Origin of the sequence: Moritella sp. F3 (assembly GCF_015082335.1) — a bacterium.
GTDB lineage: Bacteria > Pseudomonadota > Gammaproteobacteria > Enterobacterales > Moritellaceae > Moritella.
The window spans coordinates 610326-635569 of the sequence record NZ_BLRL01000002.1 but is presented as its reverse complement, the minus strand read 5'-3'; the positions used below and the strand labels follow the sequence as shown (position 1 = coordinate 635569).

At 41.4% G+C, this 25244-nt stretch carries 25 protein-coding genes; 16 read left to right on the top strand and 9 right to left on the bottom strand.

The window, feature by feature from the left end; translation table 11 throughout:
• The first annotated feature begins 12 nt into the window (after positions 1-12).
• The 8 genes from JFU56_RS05940 to pepB all read left to right on the top strand — a co-directional run bounded on the left by JFU56_RS05940 (position 13) and on the right by pepB (position 6580).
• Positions 13-1227 carry an IscS subfamily cysteine desulfurase gene (locus tag JFU56_RS05940; protein WP_198436343.1) on the top strand — a complete coding sequence of 405 codons (1215 nt, stop codon included), beginning with the start codon at positions 13-15 and terminating at the stop codon, positions 1225-1227.
• Between the two features lie 53 nt (positions 1228-1280).
• Entirely contained in the window at positions 1281-1664 is a 384-nt protein-coding gene (iscU, locus tag JFU56_RS05935; RefSeq protein ID WP_198436342.1) for a Fe-S cluster assembly scaffold IscU, read from the top strand.
• A gap of 9 nt (positions 1665-1673) precedes the next feature.
• Positions 1674-1997 carry an iron-sulfur cluster assembly protein IscA gene (iscA, locus tag JFU56_RS05930; RefSeq protein WP_198436341.1) on the top strand — a complete coding sequence of 108 codons (324 nt, stop codon included), beginning with the start codon at positions 1674-1676 and terminating at the stop codon, positions 1995-1997.
• Positions 1998-2066: 69 nt separating this feature from the next.
• Positions 2067-2585: a co-chaperone HscB gene (hscB, locus tag JFU56_RS05925; RefSeq protein ID WP_198436340.1), complete on the top strand. Its 519-nt coding sequence runs from the start codon at positions 2067-2069 to the stop codon at positions 2583-2585.
• Between the two features lie 30 nt (positions 2586-2615).
• Entirely contained in the window at positions 2616-4475 is a 1860-nt protein-coding gene (hscA, locus tag JFU56_RS05920; RefSeq protein ID WP_198436339.1) for a Fe-S protein assembly chaperone HscA, read from the top strand.
• 3 nt (positions 4476-4478) lie between these two features.
• Positions 4479-4817: an ISC system 2Fe-2S type ferredoxin gene (fdx, locus tag JFU56_RS05915; RefSeq protein ID WP_198436338.1), complete on the top strand. Its 339-nt coding sequence runs from the start codon at positions 4479-4481 to the stop codon at positions 4815-4817.
• Positions 4818-4936: 119 nt separating this feature from the next.
• On the top strand, positions 4937-5134 hold the full coding sequence (gene iscX, locus JFU56_RS05910) for a Fe-S cluster assembly protein IscX (RefSeq protein WP_198436337.1): 198 nt from the start codon (positions 4937-4939) through the stop codon (positions 5132-5134).
• 147 nt (positions 5135-5281) lie between these two features.
• Positions 5282-6580 (top strand): aminopeptidase PepB, encoded by a 1299-nt coding sequence (gene pepB / locus JFU56_RS05905; protein ID WP_198436336.1) that lies wholly within the window; start codon positions 5282-5284, stop codon positions 6578-6580.
• A 154-nt stretch (positions 6581-6734) separates the two neighbouring features.
• Here pepB and fadE read toward each other — a convergent pair whose 3' ends face one another.
• Entirely contained in the window at positions 6735-9251 is a 2517-nt protein-coding gene (fadE, locus tag JFU56_RS05900) for an acyl-CoA dehydrogenase FadE (RefSeq protein ID WP_198436335.1), read from the bottom strand.
• Positions 9252-9687: 436 nt separating this feature from the next.
• On the opposite strand from fadE, the gene lpcA reads away from it, so the two are divergent.
• Positions 9688-10278, top strand: a complete 591-nt coding sequence (gene lpcA, locus JFU56_RS05895; protein ID WP_198436334.1) for a D-sedoheptulose 7-phosphate isomerase — start codon at positions 9688-9690, stop codon at positions 10276-10278.
• A gap of 155 nt (positions 10279-10433) precedes the next feature.
• Entirely contained in the window at positions 10434-11210 is a 777-nt protein-coding gene (locus JFU56_RS05890; RefSeq protein ID WP_198436333.1) for a class II glutamine amidotransferase, read from the top strand.
• Positions 11211-11328: 118 nt separating this feature from the next.
• On the opposite strand, the gene purN is transcribed toward JFU56_RS05890, so the two are convergent.
• Positions 11329-11976: a phosphoribosylglycinamide formyltransferase gene (gene purN / locus JFU56_RS05885; RefSeq protein ID WP_198436332.1), complete on the bottom strand. Its 648-nt coding sequence runs from the start codon at positions 11974-11976 to the stop codon at positions 11329-11331.
• On the bottom strand, positions 11976-13016 hold the full coding sequence (gene purM, locus JFU56_RS05880; RefSeq protein ID WP_198436331.1) for a phosphoribosylformylglycinamidine cyclo-ligase: 1041 nt from the start codon (positions 13014-13016) through the stop codon (positions 11976-11978). Before purM ends, purN begins: the two co-directional genes overlap by 1 nt.
• 222 nt (positions 13017-13238) lie before the next feature.
• Here purM and upp point away from each other — a divergent pair, with 222 nt between their 5' ends.
• From upp to hda, 3 genes are all read left to right on the top strand, one after another.
• Complete coding sequence (gene upp, locus JFU56_RS05875) at positions 13239-13865, top strand: uracil phosphoribosyltransferase (protein WP_198436330.1); 627 nt, start codon at positions 13239-13241, stop codon at positions 13863-13865.
• A 371-nt stretch (positions 13866-14236) separates the two neighbouring features.
• The gene (locus JFU56_RS05870) at positions 14237-15283 is read left to right on the top strand and encodes a DUF2066 domain-containing protein (protein WP_198436329.1); all 1047 of its coding nucleotides are present in this window, start codon (positions 14237-14239) and stop codon (positions 15281-15283) included.
• A gap of 97 nt (positions 15284-15380) precedes the next feature.
• Positions 15381-16094 carry a DnaA inactivator Hda gene (gene hda / locus JFU56_RS05865; protein ID WP_198436328.1) on the top strand — a complete coding sequence of 238 codons (714 nt, stop codon included), beginning with the start codon at positions 15381-15383 and terminating at the stop codon, positions 16092-16094.
• 117 nt (positions 16095-16211) lie between these two features.
• On the opposite strand, the gene JFU56_RS05860 is transcribed toward hda, so the two are convergent.
• The 3 genes from JFU56_RS05860 to JFU56_RS05850 form a co-directional block, all read right to left on the bottom strand.
• Positions 16212-16796 (bottom strand): DUF2069 domain-containing protein, encoded by a 585-nt coding sequence (locus JFU56_RS05860; protein ID WP_198436327.1) that lies wholly within the window; start codon positions 16794-16796, stop codon positions 16212-16214.
• Positions 16797-16830: 34 nt separating this feature from the next.
• Positions 16831-17181, bottom strand: coding sequence for an arsenate reductase (glutaredoxin) (gene arsC / locus JFU56_RS05855; RefSeq protein ID WP_198436326.1), 351 nt, complete (start codon positions 17179-17181; stop codon positions 16831-16833).
• 83 nt (positions 17182-17264) lie between these two features.
• Complete coding sequence (locus tag JFU56_RS05850) at positions 17265-18722, bottom strand: M48 family metalloprotease (protein WP_198436325.1); 1458 nt, start codon at positions 18720-18722, stop codon at positions 17265-17267.
• Between the two features lie 235 nt (positions 18723-18957).
• Here JFU56_RS05850 and JFU56_RS05845 point away from each other — a divergent pair, with 235 nt between their 5' ends.
• Positions 18958-19677 (top strand): YebC/PmpR family DNA-binding transcriptional regulator, encoded by a 720-nt coding sequence (locus JFU56_RS05845; protein ID WP_198436324.1) that lies wholly within the window; start codon positions 18958-18960, stop codon positions 19675-19677.
• A gap of 177 nt (positions 19678-19854) precedes the next feature.
• Here JFU56_RS05845 and JFU56_RS05840 read toward each other — a convergent pair whose 3' ends face one another.
• Positions 19855-20424, bottom strand: a complete 570-nt coding sequence (locus JFU56_RS05840; RefSeq protein WP_198436323.1) for an alkylphosphonate utilization protein — start codon at positions 20422-20424, stop codon at positions 19855-19857.
• A gap of 207 nt (positions 20425-20631) precedes the next feature.
• Here JFU56_RS05840 and JFU56_RS05835 point away from each other — a divergent pair, with 207 nt between their 5' ends.
• Both JFU56_RS05835 and yiaY read left to right on the top strand, forming a co-directional pair.
• On the top strand, positions 20632-21753 hold the full coding sequence (locus JFU56_RS05835) for an enoyl-CoA hydratase/isomerase family protein (RefSeq protein WP_198436322.1): 1122 nt from the start codon (positions 20632-20634) through the stop codon (positions 21751-21753).
• Between the two features lie 210 nt (positions 21754-21963).
• A complete protein-coding gene (gene yiaY / locus JFU56_RS05830) occupies positions 21964-23112 on the top strand; it encodes an L-threonine dehydrogenase (RefSeq protein WP_198436321.1) in 1149 nt (382 codons plus the stop codon).
• A gap of 168 nt (positions 23113-23280) precedes the next feature.
• Here yiaY and JFU56_RS05825 read toward each other — a convergent pair whose 3' ends face one another.
• Together JFU56_RS05825 and JFU56_RS05820 are read right to left on the bottom strand one after the other, a co-directional pair.
• Positions 23281-24195, bottom strand: a complete 915-nt coding sequence (locus JFU56_RS05825) for a helix-turn-helix transcriptional regulator (RefSeq protein WP_198436320.1) — start codon at positions 24193-24195, stop codon at positions 23281-23283.
• Complete coding sequence (locus JFU56_RS05820) at positions 24192-25052, bottom strand: formate dehydrogenase accessory sulfurtransferase FdhD (RefSeq protein ID WP_198436319.1); 861 nt, start codon at positions 25050-25052, stop codon at positions 24192-24194. Before JFU56_RS05820 ends, JFU56_RS05825 begins: the two co-directional genes overlap by 4 nt.
• Positions 25053-25244 lie beyond the last annotated feature (192 nt).

Sequence of the window (25244 nt, the reverse complement as noted above, 5' to 3'; positions counted from 1 at the left end):
AGCAATGACTAGATGAAAAAACCTATTTATTTGGATTATTCTGCGACTACGCCTGTAGACCCTCGTGTAGCAGAAAAAATGATGCAGTGTTTAACGATGGACGGCATTTTTGGTAACCCTGCGTCTCGTTCACACCGTTTCGGTTGGCAGGCAGAAGAAGCTGTAGACATTGCTCGTAATCAAATTGCAGATTTAGTAAATGCAGACCCACGTGAAGTTGTTATTACGTCGGGTGCAACAGAATCAAACAACCTTGCGATTAAAGGTGCCGCGCACTTTTATAACAAGAAAGGCAAACACATTATTACAAGTAAAATTGAGCATAAAGCTGTGCTTGATACTTGTCGCCAACTTGAGCGTGAAGGTTATGAGGTAACTTATTTAGACCCAACTTCGGAAGGTCTAATTACAGTTGAAATCCTTGAAGCTGCAATCCGTGAAGATACAATTATTGTTAGTATCATGCACGTGAACAATGAAATTGGTGCGATTAATGATATCGCTGCATTGGGTGAACTTTGTCGTTCGAAGAAAGTTTTATTCCATGTAGATGCTGCGCAAAGTGCGGGCAAACTACCAATCGATTTTTCTGAACTAAAAGTAGATATGTTATCAGTATCGGCACATAAAATTTATGGCCCTAAAGGTATTGGTGCATTATATGTTCAACGTAAGCCACGTATCCGCTTAGAAGCGCAGATGCATGGTGGCGGTCATGAACGTGGTATGCGTAGTGGTACACTTCCAACTCACCAAATTGTGGGTATGGGTGAAGCATTCCGTATTGCTAAAGAAGAAATGCAACAAGATACAGACCATGCTGAAGCATTACGTCAACGTTTCTGGGCTGGCATTGCTGATATCGAAGAAGTATATCTAAATGGTCACGCAGAACAGCGCATCGTAAGCAACTTAAACGTAAGCTTCAACTTTGTTGAAGGTGAGTCATTAATGATGGCACTGAAAGACCTTGCGGTTTCTTCTGGCTCAGCTTGTACATCTGCAAGTTTAGAACCATCTTATGTACTACGTGCATTAGGTCTAAACGATGAAATGGCGCATAGCTCAATTCGTTTCTCATTCGGTCGTTTTACGACTGTAGAAGAAGTTGATTATGCAACAAGCATCATTAAAGAGAACATCAGTAAGCTACGTGAAATGTCGCCTTTATGGGAGATGTTTAAAGATGGTATCGATTTAAGCACTATCGAGTGGGATCACCACTAATCGACCACCCTTGTTTCACGAAGATTTATATTTTAGTTTGAAGGAGTTAGATCATGGCTTATAGCGAAAAAGTAATCGACCATTATGAAAATCCACGTAACGTAGGTTCATTTGATAAGAATGACCCATCTATCGCAACTGGTATGGTAGGCGCACCTGCTTGTGGTGACGTAATGAAGTTACAACTTAAGATTAACGAAGAAGGCATCATTGAAGATGCTAAATTCAAAACTTACGGTTGTGGTTCAGCTATCGCATCAAGCTCTTTAGTTACCGAATGGGTAAAAGGTAAGAGTATTGAGCAAGCTGGCGAAATAACTAACACAACAATTGCTGAAGAGCTTGAGTTACCACCAGTGAAGATTCACTGTTCGATTCTTGCTGAAGATGCAATTAAAGCTGCAATTGATGATTACAAAAAGAAAAAAGAGTCTTAGGAGCTAAATATGGCTGTTACTTTATCTGACTCTGCTGCTGCTCGCGTAGCTACTTATCTTGAAAAACGTGGTAAAGGCGCAGGCTTACGCCTAGGTGTAAAAACATCTGGTTGTTCTGGTCTAGCCTATATCCTTGAGTTTGTTGACACTATTGATGAAAGCGATGAAGTTTTTGTTGAAAAAGGTGTGACAGTTATCGTGGATAAAAAAAGCTACGTTTATCTTGATGGAATCGAATTAGATTTCGTTAAAGAAGGTCTGAATGAAGGGTTTGAATTTAACAATCCCAACATGAAAGGCGAATGCGGCTGCGGTGAAAGCTTCAACGTGTAATATTGATATGCCCAAATAACCTGGTTGTTTGGGTTTTGTTTATTTAATCTATCCATTAAAGGTCGTCAGATGAACCATTTTGAGCTGTTTGGTTTACCCGTTAATTTTGAATTAGATAGTGCCAGTTTAGCAACAACATATCGAGATTTACAGCGTACACTACACCCTGATAATTTTGCCAGTAGCAGTGAGCGTGAGCGCTTATTATCAGTGCAAAAATCATCTCAAGTTAATGATGCTTATTCAATTCTGAAATCGCCAATCCAACGTGCAGAATATATCCTTGCTATTTGTCATGAAGATATTCGTGGTGAACAAAAAACACTGCAAGATCCAATGTTTTTAATGCAGCAAATGGAACAGCACGAGCGTCTTGAAGATATCCCGCATGCAGTAGACCCTGAACAAGAAATTGCAGATTTTGATGATGAATTAACTTTATCTATCAAGCAATATTTGCAAGAGTTCAATGAATTGGTCAATATTGAGCATTATAATGACGCGGCGAATGTAGTACGCAAATTAAAATTTGTTTATAAACTGCAGACACAATTAAGTACACTTGAAGATAGTTTACTTGATTACTAATCAAATAATTTAAATTTAAGAACCTAAAACATGGCATTACTTCAAATTGCTGAACCGGGTCAATCGGCAGCACCTCATGAGCATAAACTTGCAGTCGGCATTGATCTTGGTACGACTAATTCATTAGTGGCAAGTGTCCGTAGTGGCAGTGCAATCACGTTAGTCAATAACGCTGGTCACGATATTTTACCATCAGTAGTTCGTTATACTGCCGATGCGATTATTGTAGGTGATCTTGCTGCAGAGCAAGCCGTAACCGACCCTGAGAATACCATCTCATCGGTAAAGCGTTTAATGGGCAAAGCATTTACAGATATTGATGCTGCGCGTATTCCTAACGTACTGATTGAATCGGCATCTGGCCAACCGTTAATTAAAACGGTAGCAGGTGAACTTAATCCGGTTCAAGTTTCTGCAGAAATACTAAAAACTTTAGCTACGCGTGCCACCGAGTCTTTGGCTGGTGAGCTTAATGGTGTGGTGATTACTGTGCCTGCTTACTTTGATGATGCACAGCGTCAAGGTACGAAAGATGCAGCAAATATCGCAGGTTTGAATGTATTACGTTTATTAAATGAACCGACAGCTGCAGCCATTGCATATGGCTTAGATGCTGGTCAAGAAGGCGTTATCGCGGTTTACGATCTTGGTGGCGGTACCTTTGATATTTCTATTTTACGTCTGAATAAAGGCGTATTCGAAGTACTAGCTACAGGTGGTGATTCGGCGCTGGGTGGTGATGATTTTGACCATTTAGTTGCAGATTGGATCTCTGCTGAAGCTGGGCTTGTTGGTGAGCAACCGTTAGCAATGCAGCGTTTGTTATTAAACCAAGCGAAACAAGCAAAACAAGCACTAACAGATATTGATAGTGTTGATATCACGCTGTCATTAGATGCCGTTGATTGGCAGGGCTCATTAAGCCGTGTAACGTTTGAAGCGCTTATTCAGCCTCTTGTTAAACGTACTCTACTTGCATGTCGTCGTTCATTAAAAGATGCTGAAATCAGCAAAGAAGACGTACTGGAAGTCGTGATGGTTGGCGGCTCTACAAGAGTCCCATTAGTGCGAGAGAAAGTGGGTGAGTTCTTTGCTCAACAGCCGTTAACGAGCATTAACCCTGATAAAGTTGTGGCAGTTGGCGCAGCGATCCAGGCCGACGTATTAGTGGGTAATAAACCTGATTCAGAGTTGTTATTACTCGACGTAACGCCATTGTCACTTGGTCTTGAAACCATGGGTAACTTAGTTGAAAAAGTGATCCCTCGTAACACGACTATTCCTGTCGCGCGTGCACAAGAGTTTACTACGTTTAAAGACGGTCAAACAGCAATGACAATTCACGTACTGCAAGGCGAACGTGAATTAGTGACTGATTGCCGCTCATTAGCGCGTTTCTCATTAACAGGTATACCACCAATGGCTGCTGGCGCTGCACATATACGTGTGACGTTCCAGGTTGATGCGGATGGTTTGTTAAGTGTTTCTGCTATGGAAAAATCATCAGGCGTATCTGCATCTATTCAAGTTAAACCATCGTATGGTTTGAGTGATGATGAAGTGGCGAACATGCTTAAAGATTCAATGACGTATGCGAAAGAAGATGTAACAGCGCGTATGTTAGCAGAGCAACAATTAGAAGCTGACCGTGTAATGGAAAGCCTAATCGTAGCCTTACAACAAGATGGTAAAGCCTTGTTGTCAGACGCAGAGCAATCGGTCATTGAAAATGCGATTCAAGCACTTTATAAGATCCGTCAAGGTGACGATAGAGATGCAATTGAAAAAGAAATTGAAACAGTCGATAAATTAACACAAGATTTTGCTGCTCGTCGTATGGATGCATCAATCCGTAAAGCGTTGCAGGGTCAGTCGGTAGATAAGGTCTAAGAAATGCCAAAAGTTATATTTTTACCTCATGAAGAACTATGTCCTGAAGGTCTATCTGTAGACGTTGAGAAGGGTGAAACGATCCTTGATGTTGCGCTTCGCAATAAAATTATCATTGAACACGCTTGTGAGAAATCATGTGCCTGTACTACGTGTCATGTGATTGTACGTGAAGGCTTTGACTCATTGGAAGAAAGTGATGAGCTTGAAGACGACATGTTAGATAAAGCATGGGGTTTAGAACCGGATTCTCGTTTAGGTTGCCAAGCAGCTGTAGCGGATAAAGATCTGGTTGTTGAAATTCCTAAGTATACGTTAAACATGGTTTCTGAAAGCCATTAATAGCAATTGGCTTGCAGTCTTGTTTTACGCTTAAAGGCCGCGCATAAATAGCTTAAGGCAACTAAACTGAAAGTAACAATAGGTTAGTCATAACTGAATGTTACTTTTAGAGAGGTCTTATGGCATTAGCATGGTCGGATAGCAGAGATATTGCAATCGAACTTTTCGAACAATATCCAGAGCAAGATCCGCAGCAAGTTAGATTCACTGATTTACGCAAGATGATTATTGAACTAGACGATTTTACCGATGATCCCAATCATTGTGGTGAACGTGTACTTGAAGCTGTCATGCTTGCTTGGATTGATGAATATTAACGATGTTTATTTAATACAGAAAAAGCCCATAGTTAGCATAACGCTGATTATGGGCTTTTTTTTGTGCTTTAACTTGTTAATATGAAAGCTAAGTCAGGTGATATATAACATAATGTATTGCTTACACGTCAAAATAAAGGATATTAAATGAAGGATTTCATGAGCGTTGAGTTAACTCTAACTCCCGCTGACAGCTTCTGGGGCAATAATGCATTAGTGAGTTTTAATGCAGGTGTTGCATCAATCCACCTGGCTGATCTTGGTGCAGACAGTGCATTACAAGTGCAGCGAGCAGCACGTAAATTGTCGAATCAAGGCATCGCTAAAGTAACCTTGCAAGGCGAGTTATGGAATACGGCATTACGCATTGCATTTGACCAAGGTTATTACACTGCCAAAGAAACGCAGCAGGCCTGCTTTGGCTTAGATTCAGTAACCAGCACTGAAAAGAAAGCGTTCACCGATTTTCAAAAAGCTAGCCATTGGGTACGTAAAACCATTAATACCGATGCTGAAGAAATGTACCCAGTTAAGCTAGCGCAAAGTGCAGCTGATTTATTGTTACAACTGGCACCAGAAGCGATTACCTACAAAATTATTGCTGGTGAAGAGCTATTAACGCATGGCTTTACGGGTATTCATACTGTCGGTCGTGGCAGTCAGCATCCGCCAGCGATGTTACAACTGGATTTTAACCCAAGCGGTGACGCCGATGCGCCAGTCGCGACAGCACTAGTGGGCAAGGGTATTACGTTTGACTCGGGCGGCTACAGCATTAAACCTTCTGATGGCATGGCTGTAATGAAGAGTGATATGGGCGGCGCTGCGACATTGACTGGCGCGCTAGCATTAGCAATAAGCCAAGGGTTAAACCAGCGCGTACAGCTATTCTTATGCTGCGCTGAAAACATGATTAGCAGCAATGCCTTTAAACTGGGCGACATCATCAAGTACAAAAATGACATCACTGTAGAAGTGCTTAATACCGATGCTGAAGGCCGCTTAGTATTGGCTGACGGTTTACTTGCCGCTGAAGAGAACACGCCACAACGCTTGATTGATGCAGCGACACTAACGGGTGCAGCTAAGATGGCATTAGGACGTGATTATAATGCGCTATTTGGTTTTGATCAGGGCCTAGTTAATTCAGTATTAGCAAATGCGAAATCAGAAAATGAATTTGCATGGCAACTGCCTTTAGAAAAATGGCATCAAACGCAGTTACCATCAAGCTTTGCTGATATGGCGAACATCCATGCTGGTGAAGGCCGTGCCGGTGCATCGACTGCAGCTGCATTTTTATCGCGCTTTGTACGTGAAGACGGGCAAGGTTGGTTGCATTTGGATTTAGCGGGTTGTTATCAAAAAGCAGCTAATGATTTATGGGCTGTTGGCGCGAAAGGCCATGGTATCCGTACTTTAGCTAAAACATTGCTAGACGCTTAAGGCATATTGTTGCGGCTATGCTTACAGATTGAAAATAAAATCTAAGCGAAACGTAATAAATAAAAGTCTTGAATAAAAAATGCCACTGTCATCAATGATAACAGTGGCATTTTTGTAGGTGGCGATTAATCGCTACCTGTTATGCAATAAACCGTTAAGCAACCGCTTCAGTTTTTGCTTTTTTATTTTTAGCTGGTTTAACTGTGCCATTTGCACGTGCACGCCAGTCACCATTTAGTTGGTTAACTAATGATTTATCAGCAGCAAGTACTTCAGGATCAAAGTCATCAACGTTAATCGTACGTAGACGACCTTCCTCTGCAACTTTCAGTAACTCTGCTTCATCAGCCGTGATTTGCTTGTTAGCAAGTGCGATATCAGCAAACTTATCAAGATAGATAAATGCTTGTTTAACACCGTTCTCTTTACAAACACGGGTGAAGATAGGGTCTGCTACGATAACGTCTCTTAAGGCTTTCTCTTGAAGGCCTACAGGATTACCTTCTTCTTCAGTAAGGTACATATCTGTTGCTAGGCGACTACGCGTTTCAGAAGGAACTTGTAGTAAACCGGCAACAACATGGTCTAGCTTATCAGTAGGACGTGATAGACGCGTACCTGCTGGTAATACCATCGCACGTAATGCAATACCAACAACACGTACAGGGAAGTTACGTAATAACTCATCAATCGCTTGTTCAGCTTTGAATAATGAATCTTGTAGTGCCCAATGTACGAGTGGTAAATCAGCTTTTTGACGACCTTCATCTTCAAAACGTTTCAACGTAGCAGATGACAAGTACAGTTGACTTAAGATATCACCTAAACGTGCAGAAACACGTTCTTTACGTTTAAGATCACCACCTAGAACGCCCATTGCAACATCTGATAAGAACGCTAAGTTTGCACTTAAACGGTTCATCTGTTGATAGTACTGTGCCGTTTCATCTTTAAATGGTGCTGCAGAACCTTTACCGTTAGTCACACCCATTACGAATGAACGGAAGAAGTTAGACATTGCAAAGCCGATATGACCGAACAGTGCTGCATCAAAGTCTTGTAGACCTTTTTTATGATCTTCAAGTGCTGCTGCAGTTAATTCAGGTAATACGAACGGATGACAGCGGATTGCGCCTTGACCATAAATGATCAGGTTACGAGTAAGAATGTTTGCACCTTCTACTGTAATTGCCACTGGCGCAGCCTGGTAACCACGACCTGCCATGTTGTTTGGACCAAGACAGATACCTTTACCACCTGAGATGTCCATTGCATCGATTGCACATTTCTGCGCTCGGTCTGTTAAATGCATTTTCACAATCGCAGTGATTACTGATGGTTTTTCACCTAAATCAATTGCACTTGTTGTTAGTGTTGATGCTGCGCCCATTAGGTAAGCATTACCACCAATACGTGCTAGTGGCTCTTCGATACCTTCCATTTTACCAATCGCAACTTTAAATTGACGACGGATAGCAGTGTAAGAACCCATGCCCAGTGCTGCTAGCTTAACTGCACCAGCAGAACATGAAGGTAATGTAATACCACGACCAACAGATAGACATTCAACTAGCATGCTCCAGCCTTTACCAGCCATCTCTGGACCACCGATAATGAAGTCTAATGGTACGAATACTTCGTTACCTTTAGTTGGACCATTTTGGAATGGTAAGTTAAGTGGGAAGTGACGACGACCCGTCTCAACACCTGGGATATCCGTAGGGATAAGCGCACAAGTAATACCGATGTCTTCTTTGTCACCCAGTAGACCATCTGGATCGCGTAGTTTAATCGCAAGACCAAGTACCGTCGCAACAGGTGCAAGTGTAATATAACGTTTGTTCCAAGTAAGTTTCATACCCAGAACTTCTTTACCTTCGAATTCACCTTTACAGACGATACCGAAATCAGGGATTGCGCCTGCATCAGAACCCGCTTCAGGGCTTGTTAGTGCGAAACATGGAATTTCATCACCAATAGCAAGACGAGGAAGGTAGTAATCTTGTTGCTCTTTAGTACCATAGTGTTGCAGTAATTCACCAGGTCCTAATGAGTTAGGTACACCAACTGTGCTCGCCATAACAGCGCTTGAGCCAGTTAGTTTTTGCAGTACCATCGATTGTGCTAATGCAGAGAATTCTAGACCACCGTATTTTTTCTTGATGATCATAGCGAAGAAACCCTTAGTTTTAAGGAATTCCCACAGTTCTGGAGGTAAGTCTGCACGGTTATGAGTGATATCAAACTCATCAGCCATACGACATGCTTCTTCAACTGGACCATCAAGGAAAGCGCGTTCTTCAGCTGTTAGTGCAGGTGCTGGAACGTTGTGAAGTTTTTCCCAATTTGGCTTACCGCTGAATAGGTCAGCATCCCACCAAGTGGTACCGGCCTCTAATGCTTCAGTCTCTGTTTGAGACATTTCCGGCATTATTTTACGGAAACCTTTTAAGATTGGCGCTGTTAGATAGCCTTGACGAATACTCGTGATATTTAACGGTATCGCAATTACAGCGGTTATTATCCAAATAGCTAACGGCACATCACCGAAATATGAAACGGCTGCAAGTGCAATAAAAAATGCACCAGTAAAGGCAGCTAATGATGCTCTTTGGTAAGATAATGTACCAAATATTGCCACTAAGGCTAAGAGTGAAATTGTGGTTGCCATGATTTTCTCCTTTCATTACGCAACTAAATAGCAAAGTCAGAGGTCAGACCAGAAGACTGGTTTGTGTATTAGTTCTAGTTGAAAATTATTAAATTAGCAAGTTTTTTACATGCAATTGACATAGTAATTATAGAACCTGTAACTAAACGCTTGTTTTTGCCCCATTGGGTTTACAAGTGTTCACCGATAATAGCCTTGTTGGCTTGGTAATTTAATTGCCGATTTACTTTTATTTTAGGTCAGATCGGTCAAGAAATTGGACTTTTAATTACTCATAAGTGGGTACTAAGTGGGTGTTAACTATGCATTTTTTCATACCTTAAGCTTATTTTTGGTTATGCGTAACCTTTTATTTATATGGGTGATACAGGTACATAAATTTGTGAAACAATAGTACTATTATAGAAATATATTTTAGGCAGAGAGGCGATAATAAATGACAAATTATCAGGGCTTAATTCAGCAAGAATTAGTCGAAGCAGCACAAGTTTTAAATGATTTTTTAGCAGACCCAAAAAATGGCGAAAGTATAGAAGCCGCAGCGGCATTATTAGCTGATTCATTTAAAGCGGGTGGCAAAGTATTATCTTGCGGTAATGGCGGCTCACATTGCGATGCTATGCATTTTGCTGAAGAGTTATCAGGTCGCTATCGTGAAAATCGTCCCGCAATGCCGGGCATCGCTATTTCTGATGTGAGCCATATGTCTTGCGTGAGTAATGACTTTGGTTATGAATATGTATTTTCACGTTATGTTGAAGGTATTGGCCAAAAAGGCGATGTGTTATTAGGGCTTAGCACCAGCGGCAATTCACAAAATGTCTTAAATGCATTTGCGGCAGCGAAAGCCAAAGGTATGAAGACGATTGCATTAACGGGTAAAGATGGCGGGAAAATGGCGGGGATCGCAGATATTGAAATCCGCGTACCACACTTTGGTTATGCAGACCGCATTCAAGAGATCCACATTAAAGTGATCCACTTATTGATTCAGTTAGTTGAAAAAATGATGGGCTATGCTGATTAATTTAGGCCTATTGGCTATATGATATTGCATAATTGTGCGTGTTATAGCGTTATTTGCCATAGACAGTTGCTTGGCAATACGTAGAATAAGATGAATGAAATGAGTTTAGCCTTTCGGGTTAATGTTGTAAGCCATAAAAGTGAAGTTATCAGTATATGTGTGAATTATTAGGTATGAGCGCAAATGTGCCTACCGACATTTGTTTTAGTTTTTCTGGGCTGATGCAGCGTGGGGGTAAGACTGGACCACATTCTGATGGTTGGGGAATTACTTTTTATGAAGGCAAGGGTTGCCGTACTTTCCGTGATCCAAAGCCAAGCTGTGAATCAAAAGTCGCACAATTAGTCAAAAACTACCCGATTAAAAGCCAAGCGGTAATTTCGCATATTCGCCAAGCTAATCGGGGTGGTGTTGCATTAGAGAATACCCATCCTTTTACCCGTGAATTTTGGGGTAAAAATTGGACTTATGCACATAATGGTCAACTAACTGACTATCAAGGTTTAGCAACTGGTTTTTATACGCCGATCGGTGAAACCGACAGTGAATTAGCATACTGCTGGATATTACAGGAAGTAAGTAAAAAATTTCCAATTAAGCCTGATGATATGAAGCCAGTATTTCGTTTTATTGCGAGTTTATGCGATCAGTTAAGAGCGTTAGGCGTATTTAATTTATTATTAACAGATGGCGATTTTGTTTTTGCCTACTGTACCAATAATTTACATCATATTATTCGTGAAGCACCGTTTGGTCATGCGCAGTTAATTGATGAGAATGTTGAAATTAACTTTGAGAATGAAACGTCCGATTCTGATGTTGTTGCTATTATTGCGACGCAACCGCTGACGGATAATGAAGTGTGGCATAAAATGCAGCCGGGTGAATACTGTGTATTCTGCCGTGGTGATATTATGATGACCAACGTTTAAGCCATTACGCTATTCTTTTTATAAAAAGTTTATAAAAAGTTTATAAAAAGTTCATAAAAAAAGCCTTTATGCAGAGATGCGATAAAGGCTTTTTATTATCTAGGATTAGGATATTAACTTAGTCCGCAGCGTAGCCGCTTTCAGCTAATACTTCACCATCAAGAACGGCTTTGCCATTTGTCATAGCAAGGCGTCCAGCACAGAACCATTGGATAACCATCGGGTAGATCATGTGTTCTTGAGTATGTACTCGTGAACTCAACTCTTCGATGTCATCTTCTGTAAATACCGGTACTTTTGCTTGCAAGATTACTGGACCTGCGTCTAGCTCTGGCGTAACAAAATGTACTGATGCTCCATGCTCTTCATCGCCATTATCCATAGCGCGTTGATGCGTATCTAAACCTGGATATTTAGGTAATAGAGAAGGATGTATATTCAGCATCTTGCCAGCATAATGCTGAACAAAGTTATCACTCAAAATACGCATATAACCTGCTAACACAATAAGATCGGGTTGGTATTGATCTATTTGTGTCATTAGCTCTGCATCAAATGCAGCGCGGTCAGCAAAATCACCTTGAGCCAGTGATATTGCGTCCACACCAGCTTGTTGCGCTCGCTCTAGGCCATAGGCTGTACTTTTGTTACTAAAGACGGCAGTTACTTTACCGTTAATAGAACCTTGTTCGCACTGATCTAGAATGGTTTGTAAATTACTACCATTACCAGAAACTAATACTACGATAGATGCTTGTTTAGACATTATTTTATCTCTACTTGTTCTTCATTTTCTGCAGCGTTTGCAATTTCACCGATTAACCATGCATTTTCGCCATGGGCGGTGAAGATTTCAAGTGCTTTTTCAACTTGTGCTTCTGGTAGAGCAATAACCATACCAACACCACAGTTAAACGTACGGTACATTTCTGTACGTTCAACGTTACCTTTCTCTTGTAACCAGTTGAAAATTTCAGGCCACTGCCAGCTACTTTCATCTACAATAGCTTTAGTTAGTGCTGGTAGTACACGTGGAATATTTTCCCAGAAACCACCACCAGTGATGTGTGATAAAGCGTGAACTTCACACTCTTTCAGCACAGCTAGCACAGACTTAACATAGATGTTAGTAGGCGTTAGAAGCGTATCACCTAGTGTTGAATCACCAAATGCTTGACTTGGATCTTCTTTTGATACTTCAAGGATTTTACGCACTAAAGAATAGCCGTTCGAGTGAGGGCCACTCGATCCTAAAGCAATCAGTTTATCACCCGCAGCAACTTTAGTGCCGTCGATGATGTTTTCTTTATCTACAATGCCAACGCAGAAGCCAGCAATGTCAAAATCTTTACCGTCGTACATACCTGGCATTTCAGCAGTTTCACCGCCTGTTAACGCACAACCAGATAATAAACAACCTTCGCCGATACCGGTAACAACAGCTGTAGCTACATCTACATCTAGCTTGCCTGTTGCATAGTAATCTAAGAAGAATAGTGGTTCAGCACCTTGTACAATAAGGTCGTTTACACACATAGCAACTAAATCGATACCTACCGTATCATATTTAGCTAAATCGATAGCGAGGCGTAGTTTCGTTCCTACACCGTCTGTTCCTGCGACCAACACTGGTTCTTTATAACCAGTAGGTAATTGGCAAAGAGCGCCGAAGCCACCTAGTCCACCCATAACTTCTGGGCGTTTAGTTTTTTTCGCTACACCTTTAATGCGTTCTACTAATGCATTACCTGCGTCGATATCAACGCCTGCATCTTTATAACTTAGAGAAGTATTTTGGTTGCTCACTGGATCCCTCACAAACTAATCGTATCAATTGGATTAAAAAATCGCCGCCATGTTAACAACTTTACCCACAGAATAGAAACAATATTATGGCTTGTTTGACCTGCTAATTGATTTTATTCTTAACTCAGGCTTTTCCTTGGAATAAGCTATCATTATAGTGCCATTATTGGTAATATTGCGCGTTTTTGTATCGTAGTTACTTTGATTTTATTAGGAGATTCCATGAAAGTTGTTGAAGTTAAACATCCTTTAGTACGTCATAAATTGGGTTTAATGCGCGCTGCTGATATCAGCACTAAACGTTTTCGTGAACTAGCAACAGAAGTGGGTAGCTTACTTACTTATGAAGCAACGGCTGATTTAGAACTAGAACAGAAAACTATTGATGGCTGGAATGGCGATGTTACCGTTGATCAAATCAAAGGTAAAAAAGTAACTGTAGTGCCAATTCTTCGTGCTGGTTTAGGCATGATGGATGGTGTGTTAGAACATATGCCAAGCGCACGTGTAAGTGTTGTTGGTATTTACCGTGATGAAGAAACGCTAGAAGCGGTTCCTTATTTCGAAAAAATCGTTCACAGCATTGATGAACGTTTAGCGATTGTTGTTGATCCTATGTTAGCAACTGGCGGTTCTATGATCGCAACATTAGACCTATTAAAAGCGAAAGGTTGTAAGCGCATTAAAGTACTTGTACTTGTTGCTGCACCAGAAGGTCTAAAAGCGTTAGAAGAAGCACATCCAAATATCGAGCTTTACACTGCATCTATTGATGAGCGTTTAGACGAAAAAGGTTACATCGTTCCAGGTCTTGGTGACGCTGGCGATAAGATCTTTGGTACTAAATAAAGTAAAAAGATAGCTTGCTCGATATGACGGGATCTTATTTGGTTCCGTTAGTGGAGTAATACAGACATCGTCACGATGTCTGTATGTTATTCAATTTGATCTCCAGTTAAATACCCGCCCCAAACTAACAAGATATGTAGTAAATATATCTGTTCAATATTTATATTAATGTATCTATCATTTTCTACGCTTTTATTCACCATGATTTAGCCCCTCTATATTTTATCTAACTCATTGATATTTAGTATGGCTAAGGTTTACCTATATTGCTAATTTAGGTGTGGTTATGATTTCAGTTAAATTAATCGAGATGGCTATGGTATTATCAAAATATCAATGTGAGTCATCACGTTATTCTTGGAAAGGATTGTATGAAACGTTTACTCCCTGTTTTATTATCATTAATGTCTCTTACGCCACTTGCTGCTAGCGCGGTTGAAGTTGCTAATCTGTATTCATCATCAGTCGTTGCTGTTGACGCACAATCTAATCGTGACTTACAAAAACTAGCGCTGGCTGAAGTGTTGGTCAAAGTATCTGGTAATCCTTTGATTGCGAAAGATCCCATGATCAAGAAAACCCTAATTAGGGCGCGTGAATATTTAGTTAAGCAATCTCAAGAGAGTATTGATGGCGAGCGTCATTTACACGTTAGCTTTAATGAGAAAAAAGTAAATCGTTTATTACGCAGCAGTGAATTTGGAGTGTGGAGTCAGAACCGGCCACAACAAATACTTTGGTTAGTTGTTGATGAAGACTTTAGCCGTAGTGTTAAAGGTGAAAGCGATACTGACTATGCTGACTTTATCAGTGCGATTAAAGAGCAAGCGAATAAACGTGGTGTGCCAGTGCTATTTCCGGTGATGGATCTTGATGATCAATTGCAAGTGAGTAGTAGCGATTTGTGGGGGCTGTTTACAGATCCTGTTGAATTAGCATCGACGCGCTATGCTGCGGATAATTATATTATTGCTAAAATCATTAAACAACAAGATGATTATAAACTTAACTGGAGTTTATATGGTCGCAATAATACTAACGAAGCATATGAAATTTGGTTAACTGATAGTGATCAAGGTGAGTTATCTGAGATGGGGACAAAGCTGAGCTCGCGTTTAGCGGATCACCTTGGTGAGCGTTATAGTGTTAAGGCTTCTGGCAATAATGAAGTGGTGTATTTTAATGTTGATGCGATCAACGGCATTACTGACTACGCTAAGTTAATCGAGATGTTCTCGGCATTGTCTGCTGTGGCGCAAGTGGATCTTGAAACGGTGTCAGGCTCAAGCATCCAATTAAAATTAGTCTTACTCGGTACTCAGGAAGATCTTTTAATGGAATTATCATTAGATCAACGGATCCAAGGCAGCAAAAATGTGTTTGATGATATGAATTTCCAGTGGAATGCGATTAATTAAGCAATTTTATATTGTGATCTTTTACTAGCCGTTCTCTATCGGCCATTGAGGTGCTACAATGGCCACACTAATCTTATGATTGTATGAAAGGGTGATATTGAACACTCCAGCACAACTTTCTCTACCAGTACAATTGCCCGATGGTGAAACTTTCGCAAGTTTTTATCCCGGTGCTAATGTCCAACTACTGACAGCGTTAAAAAATGCAGCTGTAGGCGACGGTGATCCATTTATTTATCTATTTGGTAATCGAAGCTCGGGCACCTCTCATTTACTTCACGCTACCTGTACAGAATGTACTGATTCCGATCGTTCTGCTGCCTACTTACCGATGGAAATGTCTGCCATGATGTCACCGTCTGTATTAGATGGTATGGAACATCTTGATATGGTGTGTATCGATAATATTGAATTGATCGCCGGGATCCGCGAGTGGGAAGTTGCACTATTTAACTTTTACAATCGCTGGCGTGATAGCCATGATCAAGATAACCCTGGATCACTTATTGTCACGGGTAACAGTGCAGCGCGACACTTAGGTATTGAATTACCAGATCTATTATCAAGGTTGGATTGGGGCGTGAGCTATCAATTGCAGTTACTTGATGATGATGGCAAATTAGCTGCATTGCAATTACGTGCTGAGTTTAGGGGATTAAAGCTACCTGTTGATGTCGGCCGTTTTCTGCTTAACCGCTCGTCTCGGGATATGAAAACGCTTATTTCTACGCTTGATCGATTAGACAATGCGTCAATTAGTGCCCAGCGTCGACTCACGATCCCTTTTGTAAAAGAAACGCTTTCTCTATAGGCTACTATAGGTAAATTGTCTCTCAATGGCTGTAAGCTAGTTTCATTAGGCATAAAAAAAGGAAATAGGTTCGATGACACTATTTCCTTTTTGTTATCTGAATGACGCTAAGCTAAATTAGTCTTTATTTCGCGCTTTGTGTGCTTCTTCTCGTTCTTTCTCTTCAGCCATAACGACCTTGAGTTTGTCCAGCCCTAAGCCGAGTTCTTTGCCTTGCATACGTGCGTAAATACCATTACCAAACAGCATACAGTTAGCTAAAGCAAACTCTAAGATCGCAAGGTAACGTTCATCTGGATCTGTATACATGATCGTTAATGAATGCATGTAATAGATCATTACGACGAAATTACTCCAAGCCGCAGTATAAGGTTTACCTTTGACTAATCCGTAGAATGGAATTAATAAAGGCAAGATCCAAATAAAAGCTTTTGCTAATGGATTTGATTCGTGCGCTGCTTGGCGCTCTAGCCATTTTTGTTTTTCGGCTTCAACCTGGGGTAATAATTCTGGGTTCACGTCAGCCATCGCAGTTAGTTCAGCTAGTGCTTGCGATTGCGTATGATCTTGTACTCTTTCAGGTGTTAACCACAGTTGCCATACAAACATCAGTATGATCAGACCGAAGTAGCCAAATAGACCTAAGAATCGATATTGTTTAATACGTTTTTGTGTTTCTAGTGTTGTTGGAGTCGTTTGCATTATTTGCTCGTTGTTAAAGAATTGTTTGCCGTTATTAAAGAATTGCCAAAACATTTTCAGGAGGACGGCCAATTGCAGCTTTGCCATTCGCTAATACGATTGGGCGTTCAATGAGCTTAGGTGTTGCGATCATAGCGGCAATCAATGCATCCGTAGATAAGCTTTCGTCGTCTAAACCCAGTGCTTTATATTCAGCTTCTTTTATACGCATTAATTGACGTGGTGCTAATGCGAGTAAAGTCAGGATTTCCTGTAGCTCTGCAGCTGAAGGTGGTGTTTCGAGGTATTTTACGATGCTTGGTGTAACACCTTGTTCTTCTAATAGTGCAAGTGTTTGGCGGCTTTTAGAGCAACGCGGATTATGATAAATAGTGACACTAGTCATGGCTTGGCCTATTCCTTAAAACAAGACTTAAAACAAATGGGGATCCTTAAAGTCCCCATTTTGCCTGTTTTCCTGTCCCTTGGCTAGTTTTGCAATGCCTGCATTTCTTGCTTTTCTAATTCCACTTGTTCCATGTGTGCATCAATGCGCGCGATATCAGCCGAACTGGTGGCGACGGTTCGTGCAGACTGTAATTCGTTCAGGGCCTTGGGATAGTTCGCTCTGAGTTGCGCTAAGTTAGCACGTTGTACATACATTTTGACGTTATCATCTGTTTGGCGTAGTAAATCAATATAAATACTTAGCGCGATCATATCTGTTTCATTGCTGCGTAGATAATCTCGAATTAGTTTTTTCGCCGGTTTATATTGTTTATCTTGCTGTAGGGCTACCGCTAAATTGATGGTTGTCACTGGGTTGTTATTATATCGATTATTGGCTTTTTGTAAGCGGGCGATTGCCTCATCATTGTTTTTGAGGGCGAGATCGATATCAGTCAGGGTATCAAGATAAAACAAATTATTGGGTTGCTTGCTCGCCAGCTCGTTAACAATTTTTTTAGCTTCAGCATTCTTTTTTAATTGTATCAACGCCAGTGCCTGGCCATATAGCGTGGCATCTTTTAAGATGAATTTTTTGGCTTTAAGTTGATGCTCAAAGAATTGCAGTGCTTGTTTCGGCTTTAAAGTACCGTAACGGACTTGAATACGCGCTTTCGCTAATTGATAGTCAAGACTTGGCTGATAATAACGATTTGGGTACAGTGCGGCTCTGTCACGCGCTTCAGTGATACGGGTGGTTGGCAATGGGTGAGTGATTAACATTTGTGGCGGTGTTGAGCTAAAGCGGTATTGTTCAGCTAATTTACCGAAGAATGTCGACATAGCAGCAGGGTCGTAACCGGCGTTTGCCATTACCTGAATACCAATTCGATCGGCTTCAAATTCATTGGCGCGAGTATAGTTAATCGAAGATTGCGCGTTGATGGCCACGGTCGTTTGTAACATGGCGATACCTGCCACTGGATTGGCGATGCCTAATAATACTGCACCGACTAAACCTGCCACGGTTAACTGGCTGTTACCTGCTTGTGCCTCGAGGCTACGCGCCAGGTGACGTTGGGTAATATGTGAAATCTCATGGGCAATCACCGAAGCAAATTCTGATTCGTTTTCGGCATATAAGAATAACCCTGTATGCACTTTGACATAACCACCGAGAAAAGCCGCGGCATTAATTTCATCATCTTTGATCAGGAAGAAGTTAAACGGAAAGCGCACTGAATCGGTTTGGCTAATTAATTTAGCCCCTAATTCGGCAATGTACTCTTGTAGGACCGGATCGCTGACCATTGGAAAAGATCCACGTGCGACTTTGATAAAGGCTGCGCCATATTGGCGTTCCTGGTCGATAGATAAAGCGGTAACGCCGGCGGTACCGATTTCCGGAAGCTTATTTGTCGCTTGCGCTGAACTCATTAAGCCTAATGCGCCGACAAACAATGCGGTAGTGGTTACACGTAATATTTTTTTGAGATACAAATTGACGACCTATGCGATGAAAACTAAGTAAATCTAGTTAACATAGTAGAACATATTATTAACCGATAACAATGGCAAATAGTCAGACGGCTCATAATAGGTAAAGTTCCGAGGTCGGTTTGGTTAATTTTTGTTGATTACAGATAAGATATTTACGCTTTTGTGGAAAAAATGGTGTTAATCCTGCTAAAATCGATCCGTATTTATTTCAAATTTAAAATGAGAGTGAATTAAGATGGGCAGAGCATTCCAAAACCGTAAATTATCGATGGCTAAAACAGCTGGCATGAAAACTAAGATCTACTCTAAATATGGTAAAGAGATCTATGTATGCGCAAAAACGGGTGGTGGTGACCCTGACAACAACTTAAGTCTTCGTCGAATCATTGAAAAAGCGAAAAAAGACCAAGTACCAACGCATGTTATTGACCGCGCTATCGAAAAAGCAGCTGGCGCTGGCGGTGAAGATTATGAACGTGCAAGTTATGAAGGTTTTGGCCCTGGTAACTGTATGGTTATCGTTGAGTGTCTAACGGATAACGGTAAACGTACTTTTACTGATGTTCGTCAGGCATTCGTTAAGAATGGCGCGAAATTGGGTGCGCAAGGTTCTGTATCGCACATGTTTGATCATCAAGCTGTATTTGAATTCAAATTTGATGACGAAGATGCAGTATTAGAAGCATTAATGGAAGCTGAAGTTGATGTAGCTGATGTAGAGAATGAAGATGGTACGATTACTGTTTATGTTCCACACACTGAATTCTTCAAAACTAAAGTTGCATTGTCAGAAGCATTTCCAGCTATTGAATTTGATGCAGAAGACATCACATTCTTACCACAAATCGAAACTGAAATAGTTGGTGATGATGCTGAAATGTTTGAACGCTTCCTTGCTGCACTAAATGACAGTGATGACGTTCAAGATATCTACCATAACGCAATCGTTGGCTAATAATGGCTAACGCTATTTGTTAGATTAACGATATGCGGATATTTATACCAATATAAACATCCGCATATAAAAAAGGCCGGTTACCGTTTCTTTATCAGAATGGTAACTGGCCTTTTTTGATCTGATTTAGTCGCCTCGTTCTCAACGTGTCATTAAGAACGAGGCTGACTAAGCAAATTACATTTTTTTGCAGTATGCAGAAATGATCACCATCGCAGTACCGTTTGCACGGCCTTGGATGTGTAATGGATTATCTGTTAAACCGATATTACGTACGGCTGTACCACGTTTGATCACTAAGCTTGAACCTTTAACAGGTAAATCTTTGATGATGTTTACGTTATCGCCAGCTTGTAAAATAGTACCGTTAGAGTCACGTGCTGGAGTATCGGTCATTGCTGCGATTAGCACGCCTTTTTCAGCCCATGCTTTTACGTCTTCTTCTAGATACATCATATCAAGAAGATCACGTGACCAGTCTGCATCTAAACGGTTAAGCATGCGGTATGCAAGTACTTGTACTGCTGGTACTTGGCTCCACATGCTGTCGTTTAGGCAACGCCAATGATTTGCATCAAGCGAATCTGGGTTGTTAATTTGATCAAGGCAAGTACCACAAAGCATTACTGCACAGTCAGAGCTTTTTTCTGGTGATTCAGGTAGCTCATAAGCTGATAGGTTAGATTCTGCTGTGCACATTTCACATTTAGAACCACTGCGTTGTAATAACGTTGTTTCGATAGACATTGAATTAATCCTCTAGATTTTGTGGGGCTATTATGCCACAACGTGAGTATTTTGGGTATCTCACAATCAGTCTCACCATGATGTGAGTCGTTAAATGATGGCTTAAATAGCTAAATCTACTTTGTGAACATCACAATCAGCAACTTAGCTAGTTGAATTTAGCCTGCCAATCTCGCTACACTGGTTTTTTGTTCAGTCGGAGTTTACATGGAAGCCAGCGTATTATTTGATGAATTAGCCACGGATGATGGCCATGTCATTGGCATTATCACCCTTAACAAGCCGCGTCAGTTACATGCATTAAGTGCGGATATGTTTCCATTGCTACGCCAACAATTATTCGCTTGGCAAGATGATAAGCGCATTGTTAGTGTGCTATTAACGAGTACGGGTGAAAGAGCATTCTGCGCGGGTGGGGATGTAAAATCATTACAACAAGCGTTAGTGAATACCGATGGCAATGAAGCGAAGCAACAGATCGTCAGCGATTACTTTATCGCAGAGTATCAGGTTGATTATTTATTACATAACTTTGGTAAACCGCTGATTGTCTGGGGTGACGGTATTATTATGGGGGGCGGATTAGGGCTGTTCATGGGGGCTAGTCACCGTGTCGTCACCGAGACGGCTAGGATTGCTATGCCGGAGATCACTATCGGTTTATTCCCTGATGTTGGCGCTACTTGGTTCTTAAATCGCTTACCGCATCCAGGTGTCGGGTTATTTTTAGGCTTAACAGGTGCAAGTATTAACGCCAATGACGCCAAATACCTTGGGCTCAGCGAGTATTTAATTCCTGCTGCAAAATATGCCGTTGTGATAAAGGCATTAACGAGTCTTGATTGGCAGTATGATCCAGAGCTACATCATCACCAAGTTGATAAGCTGCTCACGGCGCAATATGCCGAGGCTGACTTTGCGGCTGGTAATTTAGCTCAGCACCAAGCCTTGTTTACTCAATTGAGTGCTTATACTGAACTCGCAGATGTGATGACGTGCATTCAAATGCAAGACAGTGCAGATACTTGGTTACAAACCAGTATTAAAAAATTGCTATCAGGTAGTCCTATATCGGCACATATCTTATACCGACAGGTAAACCAGTATCGCGATCTCTCTCTGGCTGCTTGCTTCCAGTTGGAATTAGATCTCGCTGTGAAGGTTTGTTTAAATGCTGATCTGGTCGAAGGGGTAAGGGCTTTGTTAGTTGATAAAGATAATCAACCACATTGGTTATATCAGGAAACGGATACGGTACCGGTTAATTTTGTTGATAACTTGTTCAGTTCGCCTTGGACTGTAGAGAACCACCCACTGCGGATGCTGTAATTAACATCTAAATTACTGAATTATGTGACAGCTATTCCAAAGTGGGTAGTAAAGCTGTGCTCATTGTATAAAGCCATTTATTTTGTAGGGATAAACGTTATAATTACCTCATAGTGGTTAGCTGGTTGGTTCGGCTAGATGATTATTGCTTACAATGCATTTGCAAAGTGTATTGCAGCAACAATTATTAATTTCTTTTGGAGATATATTATGAGCACTGCATTCTTTATTCCTGCATACAATCTAATGGGCGCTGGTTGTCTAGTTCAAGCAGCTGACGCGATCAAATCTCATGGTTTCAAAAAAGCATTAATCGTCACTGATAAAGTGATTAATAGCATCGGCATGGTAAAACAAGTGCAAGATTTATTGACTGCTCGCGATGTTGAATCTGCGGTTTTTGATGGTACTCAGCCAAACCCAACTACAGCCAATGTTGCTAGTGGCCTGGAAATATTAAATGCGCAAGCATGTGACTTTGTCATCTCGTTAGGTGGCGGTTCACCGCATGATTGCGCGAAAGGTATTGCGTTAGTTGCTGCTAATGGCGGCAATATTGCAGATTACGAAGGCGTTGATCAATCAGAAAAAGCACAGTTACCATTAGTGGCAATTAATACCACTGCGGGAACGGCTTCTGAAATGACACGTTTTTGTATTATCACGAATGAAACGACGCATATCAAAATGGCGATCGTGGATAAAAATACGACACCGTTAATGTCAGTGAATGATCCTGAACTTATGTTAGCTAAACCTGCATCATTAACTGCTGCAACGGGCATGGATGCATTGACGCATGCTATTGAAGCGTATGTATCAATTGCCGCGACACCAATTACAGATGCGGTGGCTATTAAAGCGATGGAGCTGATCCAGGCGCATTTACGCACAGCGGTAGAGCATGGCGCGAATATCGAAGCGCGTGAACAAATGGCTTATGCACAATTCATGGCTGGTATGGCATTTAACAATGCTTCACTAGGTTATGTACACGCAATGGCGCATCAGTTAGGTGGTTTCTATGACTTACCACACGGTGTATGTAATGCGGTGTTACTACCACATGTACAGGCTTATAACGCACAAGTGTGTCCTGCACGTCTACGTGATGTTGCTAAAGCGATGGGCGTTGATGTAACAGAAATGACACCAGAACAAGGTGCTGAAGCAGCGATTGCATCAATTAAAGAATTAGCGTTAGCGGTTGGTATTCCAACAGGACTTACAAGCTTAAACGTGAAAGTTGAAGATATCCCTGAGTTAGCTAAAAATGCATTGAATGATGCTTGTGGTTTTACGAATCCAAAACAAGCAACGCATGAAGAGATCTGCGCTATCTTTAATGCAGCGATGTAGGTTGCTTAAAAAGTTAACGAATAGCGAATAAAGAATAAAAGAACTCCAGTAAGGTAATGTAATTAAGCCCAGACCGCGTTTCGATATCTGGGCTTTTTTACACCTAATATTTGCCATAGTCGTAGGGTGTAACTAATAAAGTGTCGCATAATTGCTACAGTACTTGTACTAACTGGCACTCCACACTTGTTGGCCAGTACGGCTGAAGTTATAACCGCCAAGTTGGTCGCCTTTGGCTTGGATCTCCATCGACGATAACGCCTGCAGTAATTGCTGTTGCAAAGTGCGGAAGTAGATATTTTTCGGGATCACCAACTCAAACGCTTCAGTGCCGAGTGGAATGAAACCCAAGCCAAATTCGCCTGCAGTACTTTGACTGGCACAACCGACATCTGCTTCACCACGGGCAATGCACGATGCTAATTCACGTTCACTGTGACAGGTTTCTGCAGCGGTAAGCATATCGACAGTGTAAGCATGATTGTGTAACCATTCCCCCAACGCGCGCATACTACCAGCGCCTTCTTGACGAAGTGCCCAGCGCCAACGTGAAGTGAGTAATTCTTGCAAGTTTAACGACCGTGAATTAACTAAATCAGCTAGCTCTTTACTCACGACTAAGCCTTGCTGGCGTTCAAAGGCATGGATCAGTACCCAGTTTTTATGTCCTGGATATTGCTGTAATAAAGCTGGGTGGCGCAAGGCTGCTTCTTCTGCATGACCCCAATGGATCGCACATATATCCACATGGCCTTTACTGAGCATGGCTAAACCTTGGCGCGTGCCTGTTGAGGTATAACCAACCAATGCCGCGCTGCCGAGTTTCTGCGCCATCTTTCCAACAACTAATTGTAATAATGGATCGTCTGAGCCTGCGATAAGTAAGCGATCATTCAGCACGCCGTTATGGCAAGATTCGAGTAGCCATTTATCTAACATCGATTTAGGAAATAACCATTTCCCCGTGACTTTTGTTGCAGGTAAATGGCCATCGTTCGCCAGGGTGTAGACCTTTTTTTCATTCAGGTCTAAATACTCAGCCACTTGTTTTACATTCATGAACGCGGGGAAATTTTCGCTCATGCAGTTTTACCGATAGCTGCTTGCTCTTCTGCGTCAGGGCCTTTGACATCTAAGATCAAGTTCGTCATCCCGTTATACACTTGGAAACGATTACCTTTAGCACGCGCGACCATTGTAATACCTAACTTTTTCGCTAAATCGTAGCCCATTTGTGTTGCACCAGATCGTGATAACAATACTGGAATACCCATTTGCGCGACTTTAATGACCATTTCTGACGTAAGGCGGCCAGTCGTATAAAAGATCTTATCTTCACCCGTTTGGCCTTTTAACCACATTTCCCCAGCCAAAGTATCAACGGCGTTGTGGCGACCTACATCTTCAACAAACGACAGGATCTCGGTGTCTTTACATACCGCGCAACCATGCACTGCACCAGCTGCTTTATATGTTGCGTTGTGATGTGTTAAAGCTTCTAACAAACCATATAATTTTGATTGACGTAATGTCGGTTGTGGCAGTGTCACGCCTTCTAATTTTTTCATTACGTTACCGAACATAGTGCCTTGGCCACAGCCTGAGGTAACGGTTTTCTTGGTTAGCTTCTCTTCTAATCCATCGGTACTTTCACGGCTGATCACAGCTGCTGAATTTGTATCCCAATCAATAATGACAGATTCAATCGCGGCAATGTCTTCAATAAAACCTTGGTTTTTTAAATAACCTAATACCAGATCGGCAGGACGTGCGCCGAGTGTCATTACTGTCACTATCTCTACCCAGTTTAAGTAGATCGTGAGAGGGTGTTCGCAGGCGATCTCTTTGGTCATGGTATCGCCATATTCATCCATGATATCAACGGTCATGGTGTGTTCAACTGAAGAATTGGTTCTAATTATTTTTGGTAATTGCGGCATCCGAAATTCCTGCTGGTTTATATATCTATGAAGAGGTAAAGCAAAGTTCATTCCAACTTACGCTTAAGCTTCGAAGTAACTTGGGTATTACCTGTTTATTTGTCATTTCTTTCTAACTTGGTCTAAATTTTGCTGAGTAGGGGAAGATTAGGTAAAAAATTCTAAATAATTATAAAAATAGAATAAAGGAGC

Excerpts from the sequence above, each read along its gene's own strand:
- JFU56_RS05940 (WP_198436343.1), top strand. The coding sequence starts at position 13 with ATGAAAAAACCTATTTATTTGGATTATTCTGCGACTACGCCTGTAGAC.
- iscU (WP_198436342.1), top strand. The coding sequence starts at position 1,281 with ATGGCTTATAGCGAAAAAGTAATCGACCATTATGAAAATCCACGTAAC.
- iscA (WP_198436341.1), top strand. The coding sequence starts at position 1,674 with ATGGCTGTTACTTTATCTGACTCTGCTGCTGCTCGCGTAGCTACTTAT.
- hscB (WP_198436340.1), top strand. The coding sequence starts at position 2,067 with ATGAACCATTTTGAGCTGTTTGGTTTACCCGTTAATTTTGAATTAGAT.
- hscA (WP_198436339.1), top strand. The coding sequence starts at position 2,616 with ATGGCATTACTTCAAATTGCTGAACCGGGTCAATCGGCAGCACCTCAT.
- fdx (WP_198436338.1), top strand. The coding sequence starts at position 4,479 with ATGCCAAAAGTTATATTTTTACCTCATGAAGAACTATGTCCTGAAGGT.
- iscX (WP_198436337.1), top strand. The coding sequence starts at position 4,937 with ATGGCATTAGCATGGTCGGATAGCAGAGATATTGCAATCGAACTTTTC.
- pepB (WP_198436336.1), top strand. The coding sequence starts at position 5,282 with ATGAAGGATTTCATGAGCGTTGAGTTAACTCTAACTCCCGCTGACAGC.
- fadE (WP_198436335.1), bottom strand. The coding sequence starts at position 9,251 with ATGGCAACCACAATTTCACTCTTAGCCTTAGTGGCAATATTTGGTACA.
- lpcA (WP_198436334.1), top strand. The coding sequence starts at position 9,688 with ATGACAAATTATCAGGGCTTAATTCAGCAAGAATTAGTCGAAGCAGCA.
- JFU56_RS05890 (WP_198436333.1), top strand. The coding sequence starts at position 10,434 with ATGTGTGAATTATTAGGTATGAGCGCAAATGTGCCTACCGACATTTGT.
- purN (WP_198436332.1), bottom strand. The coding sequence starts at position 11,976 with ATGTCTAAACAAGCATCTATCGTAGTATTAGTTTCTGGTAATGGTAGT.
- upp (WP_198436330.1), top strand. The coding sequence starts at position 13,239 with ATGAAAGTTGTTGAAGTTAAACATCCTTTAGTACGTCATAAATTGGGT.
- JFU56_RS05870 (WP_198436329.1), top strand. The coding sequence starts at position 14,237 with ATGAAACGTTTACTCCCTGTTTTATTATCATTAATGTCTCTTACGCCA.
- JFU56_RS05860 (WP_198436327.1), bottom strand. The coding sequence starts at position 16,796 with ATGCAAACGACTCCAACAACACTAGAAACACAAAAACGTATTAAACAA.
- arsC (WP_198436326.1), bottom strand. The coding sequence starts at position 17,181 with ATGACTAGTGTCACTATTTATCATAATCCGCGTTGCTCTAAAAGCCGC.
- JFU56_RS05845 (WP_198436324.1), top strand. The coding sequence starts at position 18,958 with ATGGGCAGAGCATTCCAAAACCGTAAATTATCGATGGCTAAAACAGCT.
- JFU56_RS05840 (WP_198436323.1), bottom strand. The coding sequence starts at position 20,424 with ATGTCTATCGAAACAACGTTATTACAACGCAGTGGTTCTAAATGTGAA.
- JFU56_RS05835 (WP_198436322.1), top strand. The coding sequence starts at position 20,632 with ATGGAAGCCAGCGTATTATTTGATGAATTAGCCACGGATGATGGCCAT.
- yiaY (WP_198436321.1), top strand. The coding sequence starts at position 21,964 with ATGAGCACTGCATTCTTTATTCCTGCATACAATCTAATGGGCGCTGGT.
- JFU56_RS05825 (WP_198436320.1), bottom strand. The coding sequence starts at position 24,195 with ATGAGCGAAAATTTCCCCGCGTTCATGAATGTAAAACAAGTGGCTGAG.
- JFU56_RS05820 (WP_198436319.1), bottom strand. The coding sequence starts at position 25,052 with ATGCCGCAATTACCAAAAATAATTAGAACCAATTCTTCAGTTGAACAC.